The following is a 25,841-nucleotide window of genomic DNA, read 5'->3' as shown; positions in this document are numbered from 1 at the left end:
CGTATGATGCATGATTGCGGCCTGGCCTAGTCCAGGCCGTTTTTATTTGAGCGTCAGCGGCTTAGCGAAATAGCCGGTGGACTAAGATCAAAAAGTTAAACGTTGTAAGCCTAAGGTAAATAGCCGGTAAAGGTGCTTTTCTAAACGCACCCCAGTGCTTATCTTTCAGCCTCCCGAAGAAGAAGCTCTCACCCCCAATGGTTGATCACTCCATGCAATCCTCCTCCCGCAACTCCCGCCGCTGGCTGTTTGGCCTGCTCGTGCTGCTGGTTATCGCCGGCCTGTGCTGGAAATTCTGGCCCAGTGGCGCGGCCCATAAAGATGCTCCGGCGGGACACACGGGCAAGACCGGCATGGCGCGCCCAGGCTTCGGTGGTTCCACCGGGCCGGTACCGGTGCGTGTGGCGCCGGCGGTGCTGGGGGAGTTTCCGGTGTACTACAAGGCCCTGGGGACGGTCACTGCACTGAACACCATTAATGTGCGCAGCCGGGTGGGCGGCGAGTTGGTCAAGATCGCCTTCGAGGAAGGGCAGATGGTCAAGGCCGGTGACCTGCTGGCAGAAATCGACCCGCGCAGCTACCAGAACGCCTTGCTCCAGGCCCAGGGCACCTTGCTGCAAAACCAGGCCCAGTTGAAGAACGCCCAGGTCGATGTACAGCGTTATCGCGACCTGTACGCCCAGGACAGTATCGCCAAGCAGACCCTGGACACCGCCGAAGCGCTGGTGTTGCAGTACCAGGGTACGGTCAAGACCAACCAGGGCGCGGTGGACGATGCCAAGCTCAACCTGGAATTCACCAAGATCCGTGCGCCCATCAGCGGCCGCGTCGGTTTGCGCCAGCTTGACGTCGGCAACCTGGTTGCGGCCAACGACACTACCGCCCTCGCGGTGATCACCCAGACCCAGCCAATCAGCGTGGCCTTCACCCTGCCGGAAAATACCCTGGAAACCGTGCTGGCCCGTTACCACGCCGGTAACAAGTTGCCCGTGGAAGCCTGGGACCGTAGCGACGTGAAAAAACAGGCGGTCGGTGTACTGCAAAGCCTGGACAACCAGATTGACGTCACCACCGGCACCCTGAAGTTCAAGGCGCGTTTCGATAACAAGGACCAGGCGCTGTTCCCCAACCAGTTCGTCAATGTGCACCTGCTGGCCGATACCTTGAAGAACGTGGTGCTGGCACCCTCTGCGGCGATTCAGTTCGGCAACAATGGCACCTTTGTCTATAAGCTCGACGGTGACAAGAAGGTCAAGGTCCAGCCGCTGGTGGTGGGGGATACCGATGGCGAAAACACCGTGATCAAAGAGGGCCTGGTCGCTGGCGACCGCGTGGTGCTGGAAGGCACCGATCGCCTCAAGGACGGTAGCGAGATCGAAGTGGTCAACGCCAGCAGCGAGGTGCCGACCACGCCGACCGAACACCTGCAAGGCAAGCCCGCAGCTAAAGGGGAGACCGGGGCAGACGCCGGCAAGGCGCAAAAGGTCGGTTCATGAACCTGTCGCGCCTGTTCATCCTTCGCCCGGTCGCCACCACGCTGAGCATGCTGGCCATTGTCCTGGCCGGCATCATTTCGTACCGCCTGCTGCCGGTATCGGCGTTGCCCCAGGTGGATTACCCGACTATCCGGGTGATGACCCTGTACCCCGGCGCCAGCCCCGACGTGATGACCAGTGCGGTCACCGCACCGCTGGAGCGTCAGTTCGGGCAGATGCCCGGGCTGACCCAGATGGCGTCCACCAGCTCCGGCGGCGCGTCGGTGCTGACCCTGCGTTTCAACCTCGACATCAATATGGATGTCGCCGAGCAACAGGTGCAGGCCGCGATCAACGCCGCCACCAACCTGTTGCCCAAGGATTTGCCGGCGCCGCCGGTATACAACAAGGTCAACCCGGCGGACACCCCGGTGCTGACCCTGGCAATTACCTCCAAGACCATGTTGCTGCCCAAGCTCAATGATTTGGTCGACACGCGCATGGCGCAGAAAATCGCGCAGATCAGCGGCGTCGGCATGGTCAGCATCGCCGGTGGCCAGCGCCAGGCCGTGCGCATCAAGGTCAACCCCGAGGCCCTGGCGGCCAATGGCTTGAACCTCTCGGACGTGCGCGCCCTGATCGCCGCCTCCAACGTCAACCAGCCCAAGGGCAACTTCGACGGCCCCACCCGCGTGTCGATGCTCGACGCCAACGACCAGTTGGTCTCGCCCGAGCAATATGCCGAACTGATCCTGGCCTACAACAATGGCGCTCCGCTGCGGCTCAAGGATGTGGCGCAGATTGTCGACGGTGCCGAAAACGAACGCCTCGCCGCCTGGGCCAATGAGAACCAGGCCGTGTTGCTCAATATCCAGCGCCAGCCGGGCGCCAACGTGATCGAGGTGGTGGACCGCATCAAGGCCCTCCTGCCGAGCATCACCGACAACCTGCCGGCCGGCCTGGACGTGACGGTGCTCACCGACCGCACCCAGACCATCCGCGCCTCGGTCAAAGACGTACAGCACGAGCTTCTGATCGCCATTGCCCTGGTGGTCATGGTGACGTTCCTGTTCCTGCGCCGGGTCAGCGCTACGATCATTCCGTCCATCGCCGTGCCGCTGTCCCTGGTGGGCACCTTTGGTGTGATGTACCTGGCCGGATTCTCCATCAATAACCTGACGCTGATGGCCCTGACCATCGCCACCGGGTTTGTGGTGGACGACGCGATCGTGATGCTGGAGAACATCTCGCGCTATATCGAGGAAGGCGAGACGCCGATGGCGGCCGCGCTCAAGGGCGCCAAGCAGATCGGTTTCACCCTGGTGTCCCTGACGCTGTCGTTGATCGCGGTGTTGATCCCTTTGCTGTTCATGGCCGACGTGGTCGGGCGGCTGTTCCGTGAGTTCGCCATCACCCTGGCAGTGGCGATCCTGATTTCCCTGGTAGTGTCCCTGACCCTCACGCCCATGATGTGCGCGCGCCTGCTCAAGCGCGAACCCAAGGAGGAAGAGCAGGGCCGCTTCTACAAAGCCAGCGGCGCCTGGATTGACTGGTTGATCGAAGCCTACGGCCGCAAGCTGCAATGGGTGCTCAAGCACCAGCCGCTGACGTTGCTGGTGGCGATCGCCACCCTGGGGCTTACGGTAGTGCTGTACCTGGTGGTGCCCAAGGGCTTTTTCCCGGTGCAGGACACCGGCGTGATCCAGGGTATTTCCGAAGCGCCGCAGTCGATTTCCTTTGCGGCGATGAGCCAACGCCAGCAGGAGTTGGCGAAGATCATCCTTGCCGACCCGGCGGTCGAGAGCCTGTCGTCCTACATTGGCGTGGACGGCGATAACGCCACCCTCAACAGCGGCCGCTTGTTGATCAATCTCAAGGCCCACGGCCAGCGCGATTTGAGCGCAGCCGAGGTGATCACCCGCCTGCAACCGCAAATCGACAAGCTGGTGGGCATCCGCCTGTTCATGCAGCCGGTGCAGGACCTCACCATCGAAGACCGCGTCAGCCGTACCCAGTACCAGTTCAGCATGTCCTCCCCGGACGCCGAGTTGCTGGCGTTGTGGAGCGGCAAGCTGGTACACGCCCTCAGCCAGTTGCCGGAACTCACCGACGTCGCCAGCGACCTTCAGGACAAAGGCTTGCAGGTGTACCTGGTGATAGACCGCGACGCGGCCTCGCGCCTGGGCGTGAGTGTCTCGACCATTACCGACGCGTTGTATGACGCCTTCGGCCAGCGCCAGATTTCCACCATCTACACCCAGGCCAGCCAGTACCGGGTGGTGTTGCAGGCCCAGTCCGGCGAAACCCTCGGCCCGGCGGCCCTCAACCAGATCCATGTGAAAACCACCGACGGTGGCCAGGTGCGGCTGTCGAGCCTGGCCCATGTGGAGCAGCGCCAGGCGCAGTTGGCGATTGCCCATATCGGCCAGTTCCCGGCGGTGATGATGTCGTTCAACCTGGCGCCCGGCGTGGCGCTGGGCAAAGGCGTGGAGCTGATCAACCAGACCCAGAAGGACATTGGCATGCCGGTGGGCGTGCAAACCCAGTTCCAGGGTGCGGCCCAGGCGTTCGAAGCCTCGTTGTCGAGCACCTTGCTGTTGATCCTGGCGGCGGTGGTCACCATGTACATCGTGCTCGGTGTGCTCTATGAGAGCTATATCCACCCGATCACCATCCTCTCGACCTTGCCATCGGCGGCGGTGGGGGCCTTGCTGGCGTTGCTGCTCAGTGGCAATGACCTGGGCATGATTGCGATCATCGGCATCATCCTGCTGATCGGTATCGTGAAAAAGAACGCGATCATGATGATCGACTTCGCCCTCGACGCCGAACGCAACCAGGGCCTGGACCCGCAGACGGCGATCTACCAGGCGGCGCTGTTGCGCTTCCGGCCAATTTTGATGACCACCCTGGCCGCGTTGTTCGGTGCGGTGCCGTTGATGCTCGCCAGCGGTTCCGGCGCCGAACTGCGCCAGCCCCTGGGCCTGGTGATGGTCGGTGGCTTGCTGGTGAGCCAGGTGTTGACGCTGTTCACCACGCCAGTGATCTACCTGTACTTCGATCGTCTTGGCCGTCGCTGGCGCAAAGAGCCGCAACGCCTGGAGCCGGTTGAGCCATGAACCTGTCCGGACCTTTCATTCGCCGGCCTGTAGCGACCATGCTGCTGAGCCTGGCGATCATGTTGCTCGGTGGCGTCAGCTTCAACTTGCTGCCGGTGTCGCCGCTGCCGCAGATCGACTTCCCGGTGATCGTGGTGTCGGCCAGCTTGCCCGGTGCCAGCCCCGAGGTGATGGCGTCCACGGTGGCCACGCCGCTGGAGCGCTCGTTCGGCGCGATTGCCGGTATCACCACCATGAGCAGTTCGTCGAGCCAGGGCTCAACCCGGGTGATTCTGGCGTTCGATTCCGACCGCGACATCAACGGGGCGGCGCGGGAAGTGCAGGCGGCCATCAACGCGTCGCGCAACCTGCTGCCCAGCGGTATGCGCAGCATGCCCACCTACAAGAAGATCAACCCGTCCCAGGCGCCGATCATGGTGCTGTCGCTGACCTCTGACGTGCTGCAGAAGGGCCAGTTGTACGACCTGGCCTCGACCATCCTGTCCCAGAGCCTGTCCCAGGTGCCGGGCGTGGGCGAAGTGCAGATCGGCGGCAGTTCGTTGCCGGCGGTGCGCATCGAGCTGGAACCCAAGGCCCTCGATCAGTACGGCGTCGCCCTGGACGATGTGCGCAACACCATCGCCAATGCCAACCAGCGCCGGCCCAAGGGCTCCTTGGAAGACAGCGAGCGCAACTGGCAGATCCAGGCCAACGACCAGCTGGAAAAAGCCAAGGATTATGAGCCCCTGCTGATTCGCTACCAGGATGGCGCCGCTCTGCGCCTCAAGGACGTGGCGAAGATCACTGATGGCGTGGAAGACCGCTACAACAGCGGCTTCTTCAACAATGATTCGGCGGTGTTGCTGGTGATCAACCGCCAGTCCGGCGCCAACATCATCGAAACCGTGCGGCAGATCAAGGCGCAGTTGCCGGCGTTGCAGGCGGTGCTGCCGTCCAGCGTCAAGCTCAGCCTGGCCATGGACCGCTCGCCCGTGATTACCGCCACCCTGCATGAGGCGGAAATGACCTTGCTGATCGCTGTAGGGCTGGTGATCCTGGTGGTGTACCTGTTCCTGGGCAACTTCCGCGCTTCGTTGATCCCGACCCTGGCGGTGCCGGTATCGCTGGTGGGCACCTTCGCGGTGATGTACCTGTACGGGTTTTCTCTGAACAACTTCTCGCTGATGGCGCTGATCCTCGCCACCGGGCTGGTGGTGGACGATGCCATCGTGGTGCTGGAGAACATTTCCCGGCACATCGACGACGGCGTGCCACCGATGAAAGCTGCGTACCTGGGCGCTAAGGAAGTCGGCTTTACTTTGCTCTCGATGAACGTGTCGCTGGTGGCGGTGTTCCTGTCCATCCTGTTCATGGGCGGGATCGTCACTAACCTGTTCCGTGAGTTTTCGATCACCTTGTCGGCGGCGATCATCGTTTCGCTGATTGTCTCGCTGACCTTGACGCCCATGCTGTGCGCCCGCTGGCTCAAGCCCCACGTCAAGGATCGGCAGACCGGTTTGCAGCGCTGGAGCCAGAAGGTCAACGACCGCATGGTCGCCGGCTACGCCACCAGCCTGGACTGGGTGCTGCGCCATCGGCGCCTGACCTTGCTCAGCCTGTTGATCACCGTGGGCGTGAATATCGCGCTGTACGTGGTGGTGCCCAAAACCTTCATGCCCCAGCAGGACACCGGCCAGTTGATCGGTTTTGTGCGCGGCGACGATGGCCTGTCGTTCAGCGTGATGCAGCCGAAGATGGAGATCTTTCGCCAGGCGGTGCTCAAGGACCCGGCGGTGCTCAGCGTGGCCGGCTTTATCGGTGGCAACCAAGGCACTAACAATGCGGTGATGCTGGTACGCCTCAAGCCGATCGGCGAACGCAAAATTTCCGCCCAGGCGGTGATCGAGCGCCTGCGCAAGGAGGTGCCGCTGGTGCCGGGCGGGCGCTTGTTCCTGATGGCCGACCAGGACCTGCAGTTCGGGGGCGGCCGCGACCAGACCAGCGCGCAATACTCCTACATCCTGCAAAGCGGTGACTTGGCCGCGCTGCGCCTGTGGTACCCGAAAGTGGTGGCGGCCATGCGTGAATTGCCAGAGCTGACCGCCATCGACGCCCGTGAAGGCCGGGGCGCGGCCCAGGTCACGCTGATTGTCGACCGCGACCAGGCCAAGCGCCTGGGCATCGACATGAACATGGTCACGGCAGTGCTCAACAACGCCTACAGTCAGCGGCAGATTTCCACCATCTACGACAGCCTCAACCAGTACCAGGTGGTGATGGAGGTCAACCCCAAATACGCCCAGGACCCGATCACCCTCAACCAGATGCAGGTGATCACCGCCGACGGCGCACGGGTGCCGTTGTCGACCATTGCCCACTATGAGAACAGCCTGGCCGATGATCGCGTCAGCCATGAAGGCCAGTTCGCTTCGGAGAATATCGCCTTCGACATGGCGCCCGGGGTCACGGTGGAGCAGGGCACGGCGGCTATCGAGCGTGCGATTGCCAAAGTCGGGTTGCCCGAGGACGTGATCGCGAAGATGGCCGGTACTGCCGATGCGTTCGCCGCGACCCAGAAAGGCCAGCCGTTCATGATTCTCGGCGCGCTGGTGGCGGTGTACCTGGTGCTGGGTATTCTGTATGAAAGCTACGTTCACCCGCTGACCATCCTGTCGACGCTGCCGTCGGCCGGTGTCGGCGCGTTGCTTGCGATTTACCTGCTGGGCGGCGAGTTCAGCCTGATCTCCTTGCTGGGCTTGTTCCTGTTGATCGGCGTGGTGAAGAAAAACGCGATCCTGATGATCGACCTGGCGCTGCAACTGGAGCGCAACGATGGCATGAGCCCGCTGGAGTCGATCCGCAGCGCCTGCCTGTTGCGCCTGCGGCCGATCCTGATGACCACCCTGGCCGCGATCCTCGGTGCCTTGCCGTTGCTGCTCGGCAGTGGTGATGGCGCGGAAATGCGCCACCCGTTGGGCCTGACCATTATTGGCGGCCTGGTGTTCAGCCAGATCCTGACCCTTTACACCACCCCGGTGGTTTACCTTTACCTGGACCGCGCGCGCCATCGCTTCAACGCCTGGCGCGGCGTGCGTACCGATGCTGCCCTGGACACTGCGCTATGACCGACTCAACCAACGCCCCTGCGACCTCTGTAGGAGCGAGCTTGCTCGCGAAAAAGGCCCAGACGCCGCGCTCATCCAGAATGAACGCGTTAACGTTGGCAGTCTTCGCGAGCAAGCTTGCTCCTACAGTGGGCTTGGCCATGTTGCTCAGCGCCTGCGCCATCGGCCCTGACTACAAACGCCCGGACGTCATCGAGCCGGTGCAGTTCAAGGAGGCCCAGGGCTGGCGCCAGGCCAATCCGAGCGACTCCCTGGCCCGCGGCGCCTGGTGGGAGCTGTACGGTGACCGACAACTCAATGACCTGGTGGTGCGCCTCAACGCGTCCAACCAGACCGTCGCCCAGGCCGAAGCGCGTTTTCGTCAGGCAAAGGCGCTGGTGCGCAGCTCACGCGGGGCGTTTTACCCCAGCGTTGACCTGAGCGTGGGTAAAACCCGCGCCAGCCAGGGCACCGGCAGCAGCAGCGCCAGCCTCAGCAGCTCCAGCAGTGGTATCCGCGACACCCTCAATGCCCAGTTGGGTGTGAGCTGGGAAGCCGATATCTGGGGCAAGTTGCGCCGTGGCCTGGAGGCCAACGAAGCCAGCGCCGAGGCAAGCTCGGCCGACTTGGCCGCAATGCGTCTGAGCCAGCAGTCCGAACTGGTGCAAAGCTACCTGCAACTGCGGGTCATGGACGAACAGACGCGGCTGCTGCAAGCCACGCTGGACACCTACCAGCGTTCATTGAAAATGACCGAAAACCAATACCGCGCCGGTGTGGCCGGCAAGGACGCCATTGCCCAGGCGCAAACCCAGCTCAAGACCACCCAGGCCAGCCTGATCGACTTGATCTGGCAACGCGCCCAGCTGGAAAACGCCATAGCCGTGCTGATTGGCGAAGCCCCGGCCAACTTCAATCTGGCGGTGAGCAAAGATATTCCGGCGCTACCGCAAATACCGGTGAGCCTGCCGTCCCAACTGCTGGAGCGTCGCCCCGATATTGCCTCGGCCGAACGCTCGGTGATCGCCGCCAACGCCAATATCGGCGTGGCCAAGGCGGCCTATTACCCGGACCTCAGCCTGAGCCTGCAGGGCGGCTATTCCAGCAGCACTTATGAAGATTGGATCAGCCTGCCGAACCGCTTCTGGTCGGTGGGGCCGAAACTGGCCATGACCCTGTTCGATGGCGGCCAGCGCTCGGCGGAAGTCGACCGCAGCGTGGCCAGCTATGACGAGACCGTGGCCAAGTACCGCCAGACCGTGCTGGACGGTTTCCGTGAGGTGGAAAACTACATGGTCCAGCTCAAGGTGCTCGCCGATGAGGCGGTGGTCAGCAATGAAGCGCTGGAAGCGGCGCGTGAATCCTTGCGCTTGACCGAAAACCAATACAAGGCCGGGTTGATTGCCTATCTGGATGTGGTCACGGTGCAGGCAACGGCCTTGAGCAACGAGCGCACCGTGCTGACCTTGCTGCAATCGCGCCTGGTGGCGAGTGTGCAATTGATTGCAGCGTTGGGCGGAGGCTGGGACGGCCAGACCTCCCTGGCCGAAAAGGAGTAACCGGATGCGCCGCGCATCCTGGGGGAGCAAGATCAACTGTGTGGGCTTGCCCCAATGCCAGTCAGTTAAGCACAGTACCCTGTGGGAGCTGGCTTGCCTGCGATAGCGTTAGTGCAGTAGTAGTTGCGGTGACTGACACACCGCCTTCGCGGGCAAGCCCGCTCCCACAGGGGATCTGCGCAGGCCACATTTTGATGTCCATGACGTCGTTGAAAACAGCCTGGCGAAGCCATCCGATTGACGCCAAAAACTCACTAATGGCCAACTGATTAATTAATCACCTGCCTCGGATTCATACTCGCTACAATCGCCCGCTTTGCCACCCGGCACGGGCTTTTTCGCCCCGTCGCCAGCGAGAAAACCTATGTTGATCGGTAGCTATTCAACCTCCCTTGTCGTGATTTCCCTGTGCGTGGCCATCCTGGCGTCCTACACGGCCTTGGACCTGGCCGGGCGTATCGCGACCGCCAAGGGGCGGGCTGTATACCTATGGATCACTGGCGGCGCAGTGGCGATGGGCGTGGGCATCTGGTCCATGCACTTTATCGGGATGTTGGCCCTGCGCCTGCCGTTTGCCCTCGGGTTTGAGGTAGGCATTACCCTGTTTTCGCTGTTGATCGCCGTGCTATCCAGTGGTTTCGCGTTATGGCTGGTCAGCCAGCCACGCTTGCCGGTCTGGCAACTGGCATTCGGGGCGTTGGTAATGGGCGCTGGAATTGCCAGCATGCATTACACCGGCATGGCCGCGATGCGCATGACACCCGGCATTGATTACGACCCGACCTTATTTGGCGCTTCGTTGGTGATCGCGGTGGTGGCTTCCGGCGCCGCCCTGTGGATCGCCTTCAACCTGCGGCGCAACACACCTTATGTGCGGCTGGCACGGGGTGGCGCCGCCGTCGTGATGGGCGTGGCCATCGTGGGGATGCACTACACCGGGATGGCTGCGGCGCGCTTTGCCGATGGCAGCTTCTGCGGCGCCGCATTGACCGGCCTGAGCGGCAAGGGCCTGGATAACCTGGTCTTGGTCACTTCGCTGGCGGTGCTGGTCATTGCGCTCTTGACCTCGGTGCTGGATGCGCGCCTGGAAGCGCGCACCGCCGTACTCGCCGATTCCCTGACCTTGGCCAATCAGGAACTTACTCACCTGGCCCTGCATGACATGCTCACCGGCCTGCCCAATCGCACGTTGTTGGCTGATCGCATTCAACAAGGCATCCAGGCGGTGAACGAGCGGGGCGGTTGCTTTGCCTTGATGTTTATCGACCTGGATGGCTTCAAACCGGTCAACGATGCCTTTGGTCATCACTTGGGCGACCAGTTACTGCGCGAGGTCGGCTTGCGCTTGCGTGAGGACTTGCGCAGCCAGGACACCCTGGCCCGTATCGGCGGCGATGAGTTCGTATTGCTGGTGCAACTCACCCAGCCCGACGATGCCATGGGCTTGGCCGAGCGCCAGGTGAGCCTGATCAACCGCACCTTCACGGTGGCCGAGCATGAGTTGCAGATCTCGGCCAGCGTCGGTATCGCCATGTTCCCCGGTAACGGTAATAGTCCTCAGGAACTGCTGATGAACGCCGACGCGGCGATGTATCACGCCAAGGGCATGGGCAAGAACGGCTACAGCTTCTTCGATGTGTCGATGAACACCAATGCGCGCAAACAACTGCAATTGCTGCAGGACCTGCGCAATGCCCTGGAGCAGGGGCAATTTCGTTTGCACTACCAACCCAAGTTCGACGCCGTCAGCGGTCTTGCCGTGGGGGCCGAGGCGCTGTTGCGCTGGGAGCATCCGCAACAAGGCTTGTTGATGCCCGCTACGTTTATTGCACTGGCGGAGAAAACCGGGCTGATCATCCCCATCGGCGAATGGGTACTCGATGAAGCTTGTCGCCAGATGAGTCAGTGGTACGCACAGGGTTATGAGCACTGGCGCATTGCCGTAAACCTCTCGGCGTTGCAGTTCTGCCACGCCGGGTTGGTCAACAGCGTAGCGGCCGCGCTGGAGCGTCACCAATTACCGGCCAACAGCCTCACGCTGGAGATCACCGAGACCACCGCCATGAGCGATGCCGACGCGAGCATGAAGGTATTGCAGCAACTGTCGGACATGGGCGTGGACCTGTCCATCGATGACTTTGGCACCGGGTACTCCAGCCTCATGTACCTCAAGCGCCTGCCGGCCAATGAGTTGAAGATCGACCGCGGCTTTGTACGTGACCTGGAACACGACAGCGACGACGCCGCCATCGTCTCGGCCATCGTGGCCCTCGGCCAGGCTCTGGACTTACGGATTGTCGCCGAAGGCGTGGAAACCGATGCGCAGCAAAATTTCCTTACCCGCCTGGGGTGTGATTCCTTGCAAGGCTATCTGTTGGGGCATCCATTGCCGGCCGACAGCTTCATGACCAATATCCGCAGTGCCGAACAGGCAGCAGTGCCTGACAAACGCCCTGAGTGACGGGTATTCTTGGATCCAACCCTAAACATCAGGTTGATTCAGGAGACCGCAGCCATGGACAAAGTCGTCATCATCACCGGGGGCAGCCGAGGGATTGGCGCCGAGACGGCCTTGCTGGCCGCTCGCGAAGGTTATCGCATCTGCATTAATTATCAGTCGGACGAGAAGGCTGCCCATGCTGTGCTTGAACAAGTGCGCGGCCTCGGAGCACAGGCCATCGCGGTGCGCGCCGATGTCAGCATCGAAGATGAGGTGATTGCGCTGTTCAATCGTGTGGATGCCGAATTGGGGCGTGTCACTGCGCTGGTCAATAATGCCGGTACCGTGGGGCAAAAATCGCGGGTCGACGAGATGTCCGAGTTTCGTATCCTCAAAATCCTCAAGACCAATGTGCTGGGCCCGATTCTGTGTGCCAAGCACGCGGTGTTACGCATGTCGCCCCGGCATGGCGGGCAGGGCGGCAGTATCGTCAACGTGTCCTCGGTGGCGGCGCGGCTGGGCTCGCCGGGTGAGTATGTCGACTACGCCGCCTCCAAGGGCGCGCTGGATACCTTTACCCTGGGGTTGTCGAAGGAGGTGGCGGGCGAGGGCATTCGCGTCAACGCCGTGCGCCCAGGCTATATCTTTACCGATTTCCATGCCCTGAGCGGCGACCCGGACCGGGTCAGCAAGCTGGAGTCCGGCATCCCGATGGCGCGCGGCGGGCGTCCGGATGAAGTGGCGGAGGCGATTATCTGGTTACTGTCGGACAAGGCATCGTATTCCACCGGAACGTTTATCGACTTGGGAGGCGGCCGTTAAAACGATCGCACAATCCGCCCTAATGTCTCCATGGCCTTTTCCGATGCCTCGTTCCACGGGCTGCCATAGTTCAAGCGTATGCAGTTTCTGAACCGCTGAGTTGCGGAAAAGATCGGCCCCGGCGCAATGCTGATGCCCTGGGCCAAGGCCATCTGGAACAACTTCAGCGAGTCGGTCTGCTCCGGCAATTCCAACCACAGGAAATAGCCCCCCGCCGGCTGGCTGACCCGTGTCTGGGCCGGGAAGTAGCGAGCGATAGCCGCGAGCATGGCGCTTTGCTGTTCTTCCAGGGCGTAGCGCAGTTTGCGCAGGTGGCGGTCATAGCCGCCGTGTTGCAGGTAGTCGGCAATTGCTGCCTGGGCCGGCATCGACGGGCATAACGAGGTCATCAACTTGAGCCGCTCGACCTTCTGTGCAAAGCGCCCGGCGGCGACCCAGCCCACTCGGTAACCCGGCGCCAGGCTCTTGGCAAAGGAGCCGCAATGCATCACCAGCCCTTCGGTATCGAAGGCCTTGGCCGGTTTAGGCGCTTGTTGCCCGTAGTACAGCTCGGCGTAGACGTCATCTTCGATCAGCGGCACTTGATGGCTGCGCAGCAGTTCCACCAGCGCCTGTTTTTTCTCTTCAGGCAGCGTGGCGCCCATGGGGTTCTGGAAACTGGTCATGGTCCAGCAGGCCTTGATCGGATAGCGCTCAAGGCTTTGGGCCAGGGCGTTCAGGTCAATACCGTCGCGCGGGCGCACCGGGATCTCCACGGCCTTGAGCTTCAGGCGTTCAAGCACTTGCAAACACGCGTAGAACGCCGGCGCCTCGATGGCCACCAGGTCGCCCGGTTCGGTCACAGCCTGCAGGCACAGGTTCAACGCTTCGAGGGCACCGTTGGTGATCAACAGCTCCTCCATCGGCAGCATCAGGCCACCGACCATATAGCGCAGGGCAATCTGCCGGCGCAGTTGCGGGTTGCCCGGCGACATGTCGGTGACCACCAAGCGTGGGTCCATTTCGCGGCTGGCGCTGGCCAGGGAGCGGGCCAGGCGCGGCAGCGGGAACAGCATGGGGCTGGGGAAGGCCGAGCCGAAGGGCACGGTGTTGGGGTCTTTGATGGAGTCCAGTACCGAGAACACCAGCTCACTCACGCCCACCTCGGTGGACTCATGCACCTGCTCACTCACCACCGGTTCGGAAAACGGGCTGGGCGCATGGGCGTTGACGAAGTAGCCAGAGCGGGGGCGTGCGCGAATCAGGCCACGACGCTCCAGCAGGTAGTAGGCCTGGAACACGGTGGACGGGCTGACGCCGTAGGCCTGGCTGGCATAGCGCACCGATGGCACGCGCTGGCCGGGGCCGAGGACGCCGGAGCGGATCAGTTCTGCGATGTCGTCGGCAAATTTTTCGTAGCGTTTCATGGCGGCCTAATTAGCTTTTTGAATGTGGACGCAGGGCAAATTGTAGGCGCTGGCTTGCCTGCGAAGGCGGTGTGTCAGTCACTGCATCTGTTACTGCTCTACCGCTTTCGCAGGCAAGCCAGCTCCCACATTTGATCTCTGTTGTTGATGAAGTATCAGCGATTCAAGGGCGCTACGAAGCGGCTGTCAGCAGCGGTATAGATCCAAGGTTCATCCACATCAGTGACTTTAAAACGTAAGGATTGAGAGCTGCTGGCCGGTGTGTCCGCCAGCAATGCTACCGACACCGGTATATCGACAATTTCCCCGGCAGCCAGGCTGACCTGGGTCTTGCCTTGCAACTGGAACCCCTCGGCATCCACCAGTTCCAGGCGGTATTCCTGGCGCTGCTGGGTTTTGTTGATCACCTTGAGGCTGTAGATGTTTTCGATCAAACCCAGGCTGTTTTCGCGGAACATGCCACGGTCTTTGGTCACATCCAGCGACACCATCGGCCGTTCAATCAGGGCCACCACCAGTGCCGCGAGCATCACCACCAGCACGGCACTGTAGCCGATCAGGCGTGGCCGCAGCAGATGAGTCTTGCCACCCTGCAATTGGTGCTCACTGGTATAACTGACCAAGCCACGGGCATAGCCCATTTTGTCCATGATCGAATCGCAGGCGTCGATGCAGGCTGCGCAGCCGATGCATTCCATCTGCAGGCCGTCGCGGATATCGATGCCCGTGGGGCATACCTGCACGCATAGCTGGCAATCGATGCAGTCACCGAGGCCAACCTGCGCTGGCGGCACGTCACGTTTACGCGGGCCACGGTGCTCGCCGCGGGCGGCGTCGTAGGAAATAGTCAGGGTATCTTTATCAAACATCACGCTCTGGAAGCGTGCATAGGGGCACATATGCATGCATACGGCTTCGCGTAGCCAGCCGGCATTGATGTAAGTGGCCCCCGTGAAAAACAGTACCCAAAACAGGCTCACACCGCCCATCTGCCACGTCAGCAGTTCGGCGGCCAAGGGGCGGATGGGGGTGAAGTAGCCCACAAACGTCAGCCCGGTCAACACACTGATACCCAGCCACAACGTATGTTTGGCCGAGCGCCGTGCCAGCTTATTCAGGCTCCAGGGTGCCGCCTGCAGTTTGATACGTTGGTTGCGTTCACCCTCGGTCACCTTCTCGCACCACATGAACAGCCAGGTAAACGAGCTTTGCGGGCAGGTGTAGCCGCACCAGACGCGGCCGGCAAACACCGTGATCGCGAAGAGGCCGAAGGCACAGATGATCAACAGCGCCGAGAGCAGGATGAAATCCTGGGGCCAGAATGTCGCACCAAAGATATGGAACTTGCTCTCGGCCAAGTCCCACAGTACGGCTTGGCGTCCACCCCAGTTCAGCCACACAGTGCCAAAAAAAGCCAGAAACAGCAGGCCGGCACCGCCCACGCGCAAGGTGCGGAACACACCGGTAAAACTGCGGGTATGGATCAGGTTGTCGCTGGATTTGGCCTTCACCTTCTTTGGGTGAATGGGCTCAAAGGTTTCCACGGTTGGGATTCGTTCGCTCATGGTCATTCGCTCATCAGCCTCCATCAGGCGGATGAACTATGGGCGACAGACTGTTTGCATAACAGACTCAGGTGGAAGGATAAAAAGCGGATCAGATAGGCTTGATGCGTTCTTGTGCGTCAATGTGCTGCACCCCGAGTCTATAGGGGTGCAGGGATTCAAAGGGTTCGATGATACAGATCAATCAAATCACCGAACCAGGCTCTTGCGCCTTTACATGGTTACGGCCATCCGTGGCCCCTTCAACCGTCAGCGCGTCGGCTTCGGCTTCAGTGATATAGATCCGCTCGCCCGCCAACTCCACATAGGACATGGCTTTGTCATGGTCGGTAAGGATCTTCACGCGGGTGGCTGGCAGGCTTTGTTCCTGGCCGTCCACGTCGAGCGTGAAGTAGCACAAATGGTTTTCGATGCGCAGGGGCATGGCGATCTCCTTTCTATGGGCTCTATCACGTTAGGCGACCCCTATGGCAAGGGGTTCCAGGCAACTGACTGGCGGTCTGCGCTGTCCATCCTTTATCTATCCATAATAAAAGGAGCGCATCCATGGACGCCTGGTGGCATCAAGTGTGGCAAACACTGCAAGCCGAATTCGCGGACATCGGCGATGCCCGGCAGCTCACCCAAGTGACGGTGCGCCTGCTGATCGCCGCGATCCTGGGCGGGATCCTGGGTTTTGAGCGTGAGCACAAGGGCAAGGCGGCTGGCGTGCGCACCCATATGCTGGTTGCGCTTGGTGCGGCGCTGTTCGTGCTGGTGCCGCAGATGTCCGGCAACCAGGCGGACGCCATGAGCCGTGTGGTTCAGGGGGTGATTGCGGGTATCGGCTTCCTTGGCGCTGGCACCATCCTCAAGGGCAAGGAAGATGAAGAGGGCCAGCATGTGAAGGGCCTGACTACGGCGGCCGGGTTGTGGATGACCGCCGCCATTGGTGTGGCGGCGGGGATGGGGCGTGAATCGACGGCAGTACTCAGTACACTGCTGGCCCTGGCGGTGTTCAGCATCATGCCGAGAATCGTCAGATTGTTGGAAAAGTGATCCTGAGTCATACCGCGGATCAGGTCACGATGTTGCTTTGGCGTACCTCACCAAACACCTTGAGCAAAAAGGGGTCTTTGCCCGGCGCATCGGCGATGACAATTACGCTGGTGTTGGCGCTGGGCGAGTGATGGATCTGCATTTCACCGATTACTTCTGGAAACCGATCGACCGGCCGCAGCGACGTGTTCAGCTGCCGCTGGATGCCGGACAGGTCCAGTTTATCTCCCGATTTGAAATTGCGGATCTCGCTGGGGGCCTCCAGGGTAGATTCACTGGTGGCGTTGAAACTGTAGGTTGCAGCGCGAGTGTCGGCAGGCGATGAGTCCTGCGTTTCAGGCGCCGCCGATTGGTCGAGCTTTTCGTCGCTCAGGGACGAAGCTGCATCCGTGAGGGCTTTGGACTTGGTCTCCATTGCAGAAAAATTTTTGCTCAGAGCACCCAGTTCTTCGAGCCAATTTTTGTGATGGTCAACGGTGTTCCAGATGTCGCCGTCGAACGCGGCGGTAATGATTTCCAGAAGTTTGAGCCTCATTTTATCGGCCGCCTCATTGATCACCTGGTGCTTGGCAGACTCCAGGTTTGAATCAATATTTTTTTTGTCGAGCTTGTCCCTGATCTCTCGAAGTGTTTCGCGGTTTTTTTTCGCGTTGGCGCCCCTCGACATTAATTTGACATTCTCTGGGGTCAATGTGGTGTTGAACTGCTCAGTGATTGCGCGAGATTTCGGCGAGCTTGGATTGCGTTGTATCTCCTTGATGGTGTCTGGGGTCAATGCCGTATTCAGGTCGTCCAACTTATTCTTCGCCTCTACCTCCGACATAGAAGGTGAGGTGTTGGACTTCGTCGTTGGCGATAGAGGGGGATGGGGTGAGCGGTCAGGCGCCTTAGGGGAGGAGGACCAGTTCGGGCCGGCCTTTAGCAACGTATTTATTCGCTCGGGTGTCAGCGCCTGTTGATTGGAGACGGGATTGGAGGATGTGGGTGTTGTGACTGGAGCAGTGGGCGTTGATGGGGAGGCGATAGTCGACATGGGGCTACTCGTGATAAATGGGCTAAAGGCCAGGTGAAAAAAAGGCTGAGCATTCACGCGAGATCAATATAAAAAGGAACAGTAAAACGAACATTCAGCCTTGACGTGGAACTTCGTAGGACTTCTCGTTTTTTTGTGTGCTCGAACACCAGGACGTCTAGGTGTTCGAGCAGGTCGTGTTCTTGCTCTGATGATTTAGACGATCACCGGAGGCAGGGTCGTCGGCGGCTCTTGCACGGGCGGTGGGTCGTTTTCCGGCGGCTCTCTCTCTGGAATGGGCGCCGGTTCACTGGGTGGCGTCGGTAGTGGCGGAGTGTCGATATTCGGATCTTCAGGTTCAGGTGGTATCGGGATATTCATCGGTGTGGCCTCCTTTGTGCTTTGCTCTAGCGGTGGACCGCTGCCTGGGGCAATTGATTCCCTGCCCAGCGGCGGCATATCCACCTGAACTTTTGCGGCGCGCCCAGGCTCGGACCTTATACGGCCACGCTCAGGGAAAGCGTCGCCGCCTTTGAATTCGGATCAAGCCAAGAGCGTCCACAGGGCGTAAGGGGAAGATGCTCGATGATTGCTGAAACACTGGCTCCAGAAGGCTCGATACTGCCGCTGTCGCAAGCGCTGTTGTTACCCAGGATCGCTATCGAAAGCACCATGCCGGTGATCGACAATGGTGAGTTCGCCGTCAAGGCTGTGGTCGGCCAGCGTGTCAATGTCACCAGCAAAGTGTTCGCTGATGGCCACGACAAGCTGGCGGTGCTGATCCGCTGGCGCGTGCTGGAGGAAGAAAGCTGGCACAGCGTGGTCATGACCGATGTCGGCAACGATGGCTGGGAAGGCGCGTTCACCGTCGCCCAACTCGGGCCGCATGAGTACTGCATCGAGGCATGGACCGATACCTTCGCCAGCTTCTGCTATGAATTGCGCAAGAAACATGAGGCCGGGGTGCCGGTCAGCCTTGAATTGCAGGAAGGCCGCAGCCTGGTGTTGCAGGCTGCCGAGCGCAGTGACAACGAATTGCGCGACCGTTTGATGGTGTTGCACCACGAACTGTCGGGCCTGCTGGAAACCGAGCAGGTGGCGTTGTTCCTGCACGAAGACAGTGCACACCTGATGACCCAGGCCGATCATCGCGCGTATCTGAGCATCAGCCCCGCCTACCCAATTGACGTAGAGCGTGAGGCGGCGCAGTTCGCCAGTTGGTATGAGCTGTTTCCCCGCTCGATCACCGATGATCCGGCCCGCCACGGTACATTCAACGACGTGCACTCGCGCTTGTCGATGATCCACGACATGGGTTTTGACGTGCTGTACTTCCCGCCGATCCATCCTATCGGCCGCAGCCACCGCAAGGGCAAGAACAACTCACTCACCGCAGGCCCCGATGATCCGGGCAGTCCGTATGCCATCGGCAGCGCGGAGGGCGGGCATGAGGCGATTCACCCGCAACTGGGCAGCCGTGAGGATTTCCGTCGCCTGGTCAAGGCCGCTGCCGACCACGGCCTGGAAATTGCCCTGGACTTCGCCATCCAGTGCTCCCAGGACCACCCATGGCTTGAACAGCACCCTGGCTGGTTCAACTGGCGCCCCGACGGCACGATTAAGTACGCCGAGAACCCGCCGAAAAAGTATCAGGACATCGTCAACGTCGATTTCTATGCGGCGGATGCGATTCCGGGCTTATGGACAGAACTGCGCGACATTGTGGTGGGCTGGGTGGAAGAGGGCGTGAAGACCTTTCGCGTCGACAACCCGCACACCAAGCCGCTGCCGTTCTGGCAATGGCTGATCAGCGACGTGCGTGCCAAGTACCCGGAGGTGATCTTCCTCGCCGAAGCTTTCACCACCCCGGCAATGATGGCGCGCCTGGGCAAGGTCGGCTATTCCCAGAGCTATACCTACTTTACGTGGCGCAACACCAAGGCTGAACTGAGCGAGTACCTCACTCAACTGAACCAATCGCCCTGGCGTGAGTGCTACCGCCCGAACTTCTTCGTCAATACGCCGGACATCAACCCGGGTTTCCTGCATGACTCCGGCCGCGCAGGCTTCCTGATCCGCGCTGCGCTGGCCACGATGGGCTCGGGCCTGTGGGGGATGTATTCAGGCTTTGAGTTGTGTGAGTCGGCGCCCGTGCCAGGCAAAGAAGAATACCTCGACTCCGAGAAGTACGAGATCCGCCCCCGCGACTTTACCGCCCCCGGCAACATCATCGCCGAGATCGCCCAGCTCAACCGCATCCGCCGCCAGAACCCGGCGTTGCACACGCACCTGGGGCTCAAGCTCTACAACGCCTGGAACGACAACATCCTGTACTTCGGCAAGCGCAGCGAGGACGGCAGCAATTTCATTCTGGTCGCCGTCAACCTCGACCCGCACAACGCCCAGGAAGCCCACTTTGAATTGCCGCTGTGGGAGATGGGCTTGCCCGACGATGCCCAGACCCAGGGCGAAGACTTGATGAACGGCCATCGCTGGACCTGGTACGGCAAGACCCAATGGACCCGGCTGGAGCCGCAGATGCCGTTCGGGATATGGCGCATCAGCACCCCCTGAGTGCTCGTTCCCACGCTCTGCGTGGGAATGCCTCGCTTGACGCTCTGCGTCGCGCTTGGGACGCGGAGCGTCCGGGGCTGCATTCCCACGCGGAGCTTGGGAACGATCCTCGAGAACTTTGTATTTTCAGGAGTTTGCAATGGCCAAGAAACCCAAGGCAGCCACCTTCATCAAAGACCCGCTCTGGTACAAAGACGCGGTGATCTACCAGGTACACGTCAAATCCTATTTCGACTCCAACAACGACGGCATTGGTGACTTTGCCGGGCTGATCGCCAAACTCGACTACATTGCCGACCTGGGCGTGAACACCATCTGGCTGCTGCCGTTCTACCCGTCTCCCCGCCGTGATGACGGCTACGACATTGCCGAATACCGCGGCGTGCACAGCGACTACGGGACGATGGCCGACGCCAAGCGCTTTATTGCCCAAGCCCATCAACGCGGGCTGCGCGTGATCACCGAGCTTGTGATCAACCACACCTCCGACCAGCACCCCTGGTTCCAGCGTGCGCGCAAGGCCAAGCCAGGCTCGGCGGCGCGGGACTTTTATGTGTGGTCGGACGATGACCAGAAATACGACGGCACGCGCATTATTTTCCTCGACACCGAAAAGTCCAACTGGACCTGGGACCCGGTGGCCGGCCAGTACTTCTGGCACCGTTTTTACTCGCACCAACCGGACCTCAACTTCGATAACCCGCAGGTCATGAAAGCGGTGCTGTCGGTGATGCGCTATTGGCTCGACCTGGGCATCGACGGCCTGCGCCTGGACGCCATTCCCTATCTGATCGAACGGGACGGCACCAACAACGAAAACCTGGCGGAAACCCACAACGTCCTCAAGCAGATCCGCGCTGAGATCGATGCCCATTATCCCGACCGCATGCTGCTGGCCGAAGCCAACCAATGGCCGGAAGACACGCAGCTGTACTTTGGGGATAGAAAGGGTGATGACGGCGATGAATGCCACATGGCCTTTCACTTTCCACTGATGCCGCGCATGTACATGGCGTTGGCCCAGGAAGATCGCTTCCCCATTACCGACATTCTGCGCCAGACCCCGGAGATTCCCGCCAACTGCCAGTGGGCAATTTTCCTGCGCAACCATGATGAGCTGACCCTGGAAATGGTCACCGACAAAGAGCGCGACTACCTGTGGAACTACTACGCCGCAGACCGCCGCGCCCGCATCAACCTGGGCATTCGGCGACGCCTGGCGCCGCTGGTGGAGCGCGATCGTCGGCGGGTGGAATTGCTCAACAGCCTGTTGCTGTCGATGCCGGGCACGCCGACCCTGTACTACGGCGATGAAATCGGCATGGGCGACAACATCTACCTGGGCGACCGTGACGGCGTGCGCACGCCCATGCAATGGTCCATCGACCGCAATGGCGGGTTTTCCCGTGCCGACCCGGCCAGCCTGGTGTTGCCGCCGATCATGGACCCGCAATACGGCTACCAGTCGGTCAACGTCGAGACCCAGGCCCAGGACCCGCATTCATTGCTCAACTGGACCCGGCGCATGCTCGCAGTGCGCAAGCAGTCCAAGGCGTTTGGTCGTGGCAGCTTGAAAATGCTCTCGCCGACTAACCGGCGCATCCTGGCTTACACCCGTGAATACACCGGTGAAGACGGCCACACCGAGATCATCCTGTGCGTGGCCAACGTGTCGCGCAGCGCCCAGGCGGCGGAGCTGGACCTGTCGGCCTTTGCCGGCATGGTGCCGGTGGAGATGCTTGGCGGTAATGCCTTCCCGCCAATCGGCCAGCTGAATTTCCTGCTGACCCTGGCGCCCTATGGTTTCTATTGGTTCGTGCTGGCAGCGGAAAACCAGATGCCCAGCTGGCATGTGGAACCGGCGCAAAGCATGCCCGACTTCACCACTTTGGTACTGAAAAAACGCATGGAAGAGCTACTCGAAGAACCTTGCCGCACCAGCCTGGAACATACGTCACTGCCCGCCTGGCTGCCCAAGCGGCGCTGGTTTGCCGGCAAAGATACGGCAATCGACACGGTGCACATCGCATATGGCGTGCGTTTTGGCGACCCGCAGCATCCGGTGTTGCTCAGTGAGATCGAAGTGACCAGTGCCGGCCAGGTCAGCCGCTACCAACTGCCCTTGGGCTTCCTTGGCGAAGACCAGTTCACCAGCGCCTTGCCCCAGCAATTGGCGTTGGCCCGAGTGCGACGCACCCGCCAGGTAGGTTTGGTGACCGATGCCTTCAGCCTTGAGCATTTTATCCTTGAGGTGATCCAGGCCATGCAGGCCGGCACCGTGCTCAATACCCCTGACGGCGATCTGCGATTCGAGGCCACTCAACACTTGGCCGCATTGCAACTGACCCGTGAATCGCCGGTGCGTTACTTGTCCGCCGAGCAGTCCAACAGCTCGGTGGTGGTCGGTGAGAGTCTGGTGCTCAAGCTGATTCGCAAAGTCAGCGCCGGCGTGCACCCGGAGCTGGAAATGAGTGCGTACCTGACCGCCGCTGGCTACCCGAACATCTCGCCGCTGCTGGGCTTTATGAGCCGCCAGGACGGGCAGGGACAGGACAACTTGCTGATGATTGCCCAGGGTTACTTGAGCAATCAGGGCGATGCCTGGAGCTGGACCCAGAACAACCTGGAGCGGGCGATCCGCGATGAGCTGGCCGACGCGATCTCTGAACAGGAACAGCATTACAACGCCCTCGGGGAACTGGCAGATTTTGCCGGTTTGCTCGGTCAGCGCCTGGGTGAAATGCACCTGGTGCTGGGTGCGCCAACGGCCGACAAGGCCTTCAAACCCGAACCCACCACAATCAAAGACACCCAAGCCTGGGCCAAGGATGTCGGCGCCCAGATCGACCGTGCCTTGCAGTTGCTCAAGCTTAATCAAAGCCAGTTGAACCCCGCCGACCAGGCGTTGGTCAGTGAATTACTGGCGCAGAAAAAAGCCATCGCGGCGCATGTCCAGGCGTTGGCCAAAGCCACGGCGGGCGGATTGCGCATTCGCGTCCACGGTGACTTGCACCTGGGCCAGGTATTGGTGGTCAAGGGCGATGCCTACTTGATCGACTTCGAGGGCGAACCGGCGCGACCGCTGCATGAGCGGCGCGGCAAACACAGCCCTTATAAAGATGTGAGCGGTGTGCTGCGTTCCTTTGATTATGCCGCGGCCATGGCGCTGAATGTACAAGGGGTGGATCACACGCCAGAAGCGAACGCTGCGCGCAAACGCGTGACCGACCGCTACCTGAATGAAGCCCGCGTAGCATTTACCCAGGCTTACCAGGCCGCTGCGTCTACACTGGCGCATGACTGGCAGGATGCCAACGGCCAAGACGCAGCGCTGACCTTGTTCAGCTTGGAAAAGGCCGCGTACGAAGTGGCCTACGAAGCAGAAAACCGCCCGACCTGGCTGCCGGTGCCCCTGCAAGGGCTGCACGGCTTGTTGAGCGGGCTGACACCTATATCTAAACCTGTACGCGGTGGGGAGACGTCATGAGTTTTACACAGAGAGAACCGCTGCAGCCCAAGTTGACTGCATTGCCGGCGTCCAAGGACGTCGATGCGCTGGTGCGCGCCGAGCACCCCGACCCCTTTTCGATCCTGGGGCCCCATGATGACGAGCAGGGCGGCCAGTTTATCCGTGCGTTCCTGCCCGAGGCCCTGAGTGTCCAGGTACTGGCGCGTGACACAGGTGAGCCGTTTGGCAGCCTCGATGCCACCCAGGTGCCAGGCCTGTTTATTGGGCACTTCAGCACTCGCCAGCCCTACCTGCTGAAAATCCAGTGGGCCGGCGGTGAGCAGATCACCGAAGACCCCTACAGCTTCAGCCAATTGCTGCTGGGGGAAATGGACCTGTACCTGTTTGCCGAAGGCAATCACCGTGACCTGGGCAACTGCCTGGGGGCTCAGGTGGTCAGCGTCGATGGCGTGCAAGGCGTGCGCTTTGCCGTGTGGGCGCCGAACGCCCGGCGGGTTTCGGTGGTGGGCGACTTCAATATCTGGGACGGGCGCCGCCACCCGATGCGCCTGCGTCATCCATCGGGGGTGTGGGAAATCTTTATCCCGCGCCTGCAACCGGGCGCGGCCTACAAGTATGAAATTCTCGGTGCCCACGGCATTCTGCCGCTCAAGGCCGACCCTGTGGCGCTGGCCACCCAACTACCGCCGGACACCGCCTCGAAGGTCGCCGCACCTTTGCAGGTGGATTGGCAGGACCATGAGTGGATGCAATCGCGGGGAGACAAGCAGAAAGCCACCGCGCCGTTGTCGATCTACGAGCTGCATGTGGGGTCCTGGCAGTGCGAGCTGGACGAGGCCGGTGAAGTGGCTCGGCAATATGGGTGGCGCGAATTGGCCGAGCGGCTGATTCCTTACGTTCAACAATTGGGCTTCACCCATATCGAACTGATGCCGATCATGGAGCACCCCTTTGGTGGCTCGTGGGGTTATCAAGCGTTATCCCAGTTTGCCCCCAGCGCGCGCTTTGGCTCGCCGGAAGACTTCGCCTGGTTCGTCAATGCCTGCCATCAGGCCGATATCGGCGTGATCCTTGATTGGGTGCCAGCGCATTTCCCCACCGATACCCACGGCCTGGCGCAATTTGACGGTACCGCGCTGTACGAATACGCCAACCCGCTGGAAGGTTTTCACCAGGACTGGGACACGCTGATCTACAACCTGGGCCGCACCGAGGTCCACGGTTTCATGCTCGCGTCGGCCTTGCACTGGCTCAAGCATTTCCACGTGGACGGCCTGCGTGTGGACGCAGTGGCCTCCATGCTGTATCGCGATTATTCGCGCAAGGCCGGTGAATGGGTGCCCAACCGTCATGGCGGCCGCGAGAACCTGGAAGCCATCGATTTCTTGCGGCACCTGAACGACGTGGTTGCCCTTGAAGCGCCGGGCGCGTTGGTAATTGCCGAGGAGTCCACGGCCTGGCCCGGCGTCAGCCAGCCGACCCAACAGGGAGGCCTGGGCTTCAACTACAAATGGAACATGGGCTGGATGCACGACTCCCTGCATTACATCCAGCAAGACCCGGTGTACCGCGCCCATCATCACAACGAGCTGAGTTTCGGGCTGGTGTACGCCTGGTCGGAGCGCTTTATCCTGCCGATTTCCCATGATGAGGTGGTGCACGGCAAGCACTCGCTGATCGACAAGATGCCCGGCGACCGCTGGCAGAAATTTGCCAACCTGCGCGCCTACCTCAGTTTCATGTGGATGCACCCCGGCAAGAAGCTGCTGTTCATGGGCTGCGAATTTGGCCAATGGCGCGAGTGGAACCACGATCAGCAACTGGATTGGTATTTGCTGCAGTACCCCGAGCACCGTGGGGTGCAGAAGCTGGTTGGCGACCTGAACCGCCTGTACCGCGAAGAACCGGCGTTGCACGAACAGGACGATGCGCCCCAGGGCTTCCAATGGCTGATCGGTGATGACGCGATCAACAGCGTCTACGCCTGGCTGCGCTGGAGCAAGGATGGCAAGCCGGTGTTGGTGGTTGCCAACTTCACCCCGGTGCCCCGTGAAGGCTACGCAGTCGGTGTGCCGTTTGGTGGGCGTTGGAGTGAGGTGATCAACAGTGATGCCGATACCTACGCCGGCTCCAATTACGGGAATGGCGGAGCCGTGTTTACCCGGGATGAGCCGCGCCATGGGCAACCGGTGTCATTGTCGTTGAACCTGCCGCCCCTGGGCGTGCTGATTTTGCGACCTCAAGAGCCTGAAACGCTCTAGCGCGGCGTATGCCGCTGT

Annotated in this window: 15 protein-coding genes; 10 read left to right on the top strand and 5 right to left on the bottom strand. The window is 61.0% G+C overall.

Going from position 1 to position 25,841, the window contains the following annotated elements; genetic code table 11:
* Positions 1-197: 197 nt before the first annotated feature.
* The 6 genes from BMH52_RS00180 to BMH52_RS00155 all read left to right on the top strand — a co-directional run bounded on the left by BMH52_RS00180 (position 198) and on the right by BMH52_RS00155 (position 12,498).
* Positions 198-1,496: an MdtA/MuxA family multidrug efflux RND transporter periplasmic adaptor subunit gene (locus BMH52_RS00180; RefSeq protein ID WP_014718695.1), complete on the top strand. Its 1,299-nt coding sequence runs from the start codon at positions 198-200 to the stop codon at positions 1,494-1,496.
* Entirely contained in the window at positions 1,493-4,594 is a 3,102-nt protein-coding gene (locus BMH52_RS00175) for an MdtB/MuxB family multidrug efflux RND transporter permease subunit (protein ID WP_014718694.1), read from the top strand. Before BMH52_RS00180 ends, BMH52_RS00175 begins: the two co-directional genes overlap by 4 nt.
* Positions 4,591-7,698 carry an efflux RND transporter permease subunit gene (locus tag BMH52_RS00170; RefSeq protein ID WP_073842482.1) on the top strand — a complete coding sequence of 1,036 codons (3,108 nt, stop codon included), beginning with the start codon at positions 4,591-4,593 and terminating at the stop codon, positions 7,696-7,698. The genes BMH52_RS00175 and BMH52_RS00170 overlap by 4 nt, the downstream gene beginning before the upstream one ends.
* The gene (locus tag BMH52_RS00165; protein ID WP_083610630.1) at positions 7,695-9,236 is read left to right on the top strand and encodes an efflux transporter outer membrane subunit; all 1,542 of its coding nucleotides are present in this window, start codon (positions 7,695-7,697) and stop codon (positions 9,234-9,236) included. Before BMH52_RS00170 ends, BMH52_RS00165 begins: the two co-directional genes overlap by 4 nt.
* Before the next feature lie 364 nt (positions 9,237-9,600).
* A complete protein-coding gene (locus tag BMH52_RS00160; protein WP_019816867.1) occupies positions 9,601-11,697 on the top strand; it encodes a bifunctional diguanylate cyclase/phosphodiesterase in 2,097 nt (698 codons plus the stop codon).
* A 54-nt stretch (positions 11,698-11,751) separates the two neighbouring features.
* A complete protein-coding gene (locus BMH52_RS00155) occupies positions 11,752-12,498 on the top strand; it encodes an SDR family oxidoreductase (RefSeq protein WP_014718690.1) in 747 nt (248 codons plus the stop codon).
* Here the strand turns inward: BMH52_RS00155 and mapR are convergent.
* From mapR to BMH52_RS00140, 3 genes are all read right to left on the bottom strand, one after another.
* The gene (gene mapR, locus BMH52_RS00150; RefSeq protein ID WP_073842480.1) at positions 12,495-13,904 is read right to left on the bottom strand and encodes a GntR family transcriptional regulator MpaR; all 1,410 of its coding nucleotides are present in this window, start codon (positions 13,902-13,904) and stop codon (positions 12,495-12,497) included. The genes BMH52_RS00155 and mapR overlap by 4 nt on opposite strands.
* A gap of 155 nt (positions 13,905-14,059) precedes the next feature.
* Positions 14,060-15,469 (bottom strand): cytochrome c oxidase accessory protein CcoG, encoded by a 1,410-nt coding sequence (gene ccoG, locus BMH52_RS00145; protein WP_073842517.1) that lies wholly within the window; start codon positions 15,467-15,469, stop codon positions 14,060-14,062.
* A 184-nt stretch (positions 15,470-15,653) separates the two neighbouring features.
* Complete coding sequence (locus tag BMH52_RS00140; RefSeq protein WP_032901622.1) at positions 15,654-15,893, bottom strand: DUF3203 family protein; 240 nt, start codon at positions 15,891-15,893, stop codon at positions 15,654-15,656.
* A 122-nt stretch (positions 15,894-16,015) separates the two neighbouring features.
* Between BMH52_RS00140 and BMH52_RS00135 the strand changes: the two genes are divergently transcribed.
* The gene (locus BMH52_RS00135) at positions 16,016-16,507 is read left to right on the top strand and encodes an MgtC/SapB family protein (protein WP_014718686.1); all 492 of its coding nucleotides are present in this window, start codon (positions 16,016-16,018) and stop codon (positions 16,505-16,507) included.
* 19 nt (positions 16,508-16,526) lie between these two features.
* On the opposite strand, the gene BMH52_RS29435 is transcribed toward BMH52_RS00135, so the two are convergent.
* Both BMH52_RS29435 and BMH52_RS29235 read right to left on the bottom strand, forming a co-directional pair.
* Positions 16,527-17,540, bottom strand: coding sequence for a M10 family metallopeptidase C-terminal domain-containing protein (locus BMH52_RS29435; protein WP_256575652.1), 1,014 nt, complete (start codon positions 17,538-17,540; stop codon positions 16,527-16,529).
* A 195-nt stretch (positions 17,541-17,735) separates the two neighbouring features.
* Complete coding sequence (locus tag BMH52_RS29235; protein ID WP_165835081.1) at positions 17,736-17,900, bottom strand: hypothetical protein; 165 nt, start codon at positions 17,898-17,900, stop codon at positions 17,736-17,738.
* A gap of 204 nt (positions 17,901-18,104) precedes the next feature.
* Between BMH52_RS29235 and BMH52_RS00120 the strand changes: the two genes are divergently transcribed.
* The 3 genes from BMH52_RS00120 (at position 18,105) to glgB (ending at position 25,823) form a co-directional block, all read left to right on the top strand.
* Complete coding sequence (locus BMH52_RS00120) at positions 18,105-20,093, top strand: alpha-1,4-glucan--maltose-1-phosphate maltosyltransferase (protein WP_073842478.1); 1,989 nt, start codon at positions 18,105-18,107, stop codon at positions 20,091-20,093.
* 139 nt (positions 20,094-20,232) lie between these two features.
* Positions 20,233-23,580: a maltose alpha-D-glucosyltransferase gene (gene treS / locus BMH52_RS00115; protein ID WP_073842476.1), complete on the top strand. Its 3,348-nt coding sequence runs from the start codon at positions 20,233-20,235 to the stop codon at positions 23,578-23,580.
* Entirely contained in the window at positions 23,577-25,823 is a 2,247-nt protein-coding gene (glgB, locus tag BMH52_RS00110; protein WP_072434093.1) for a 1,4-alpha-glucan branching protein GlgB, read from the top strand. The genes treS and glgB overlap by 4 nt, the downstream gene beginning before the upstream one ends.
* The last annotated feature ends 18 nt before the right edge of the window (positions 25,824-25,841 follow it).

The sequence above is a fragment of the Pseudomonas sp. BTN1 genome (genome assembly GCF_001907715.1).
Taxonomy (GTDB): domain Bacteria; phylum Pseudomonadota; class Gammaproteobacteria; order Pseudomonadales; family Pseudomonadaceae; genus Aquipseudomonas; species Aquipseudomonas paracarnis.
The sequence above is the reverse complement of the archived record's forward strand: the minus strand, read 5'-3'. Positions and strand labels throughout refer to the sequence as shown.

Coding starts and splice junctions, on each gene's coding strand:
- BMH52_RS00180 (WP_014718695.1), top strand. CDS start 198: ATGGTTGATCACTCCATGCAATCCTCCTCCCGCAACTCCCGCCGCTGG.
- BMH52_RS00175 (WP_014718694.1), top strand. CDS start 1,493: ATGAACCTGTCGCGCCTGTTCATCCTTCGCCCGGTCGCCACCACGCTG.
- BMH52_RS00170 (WP_073842482.1), top strand. CDS start 4,591: ATGAACCTGTCCGGACCTTTCATTCGCCGGCCTGTAGCGACCATGCTG.
- BMH52_RS00165 (WP_083610630.1), top strand. CDS start 7,695: ATGACCGACTCAACCAACGCCCCTGCGACCTCTGTAGGAGCGAGCTTG.
- BMH52_RS00160 (WP_019816867.1), top strand. CDS start 9,601: ATGTTGATCGGTAGCTATTCAACCTCCCTTGTCGTGATTTCCCTGTGC.
- BMH52_RS00155 (WP_014718690.1), top strand. CDS start 11,752: ATGGACAAAGTCGTCATCATCACCGGGGGCAGCCGAGGGATTGGCGCC.
- mapR (WP_073842480.1), bottom strand. CDS start 13,904: ATGAAACGCTACGAAAAATTTGCCGACGACATCGCAGAACTGATCCGC.
- ccoG (WP_073842517.1), bottom strand. CDS start 15,469: ATGAGCGAACGAATCCCAACCGTGGAAACCTTTGAGCCCATTCACCCA.
- BMH52_RS00140 (WP_032901622.1), bottom strand. CDS start 15,893: ATGCCCCTGCGCATCGAAAACCATTTGTGCTACTTCACGCTCGACGTG.
- BMH52_RS00135 (WP_014718686.1), top strand. CDS start 16,016: ATGGACGCCTGGTGGCATCAAGTGTGGCAAACACTGCAAGCCGAATTC.
- BMH52_RS29435 (WP_256575652.1), bottom strand. CDS start 17,540: ATGTCGACTATCGCCTCCCCATCAACGCCCACTGCTCCAGTCACAACA.
- BMH52_RS29235 (WP_165835081.1), bottom strand. CDS start 17,900: ATGAATATCCCGATACCACCTGAACCTGAAGATCCGAATATCGACACT.
- BMH52_RS00120 (WP_073842478.1), top strand. CDS start 18,105: ATGATTGCTGAAACACTGGCTCCAGAAGGCTCGATACTGCCGCTGTCG.
- treS (WP_073842476.1), top strand. CDS start 20,233: ATGGCCAAGAAACCCAAGGCAGCCACCTTCATCAAAGACCCGCTCTGG.
- glgB (WP_072434093.1), top strand. CDS start 23,577: ATGAGTTTTACACAGAGAGAACCGCTGCAGCCCAAGTTGACTGCATTG.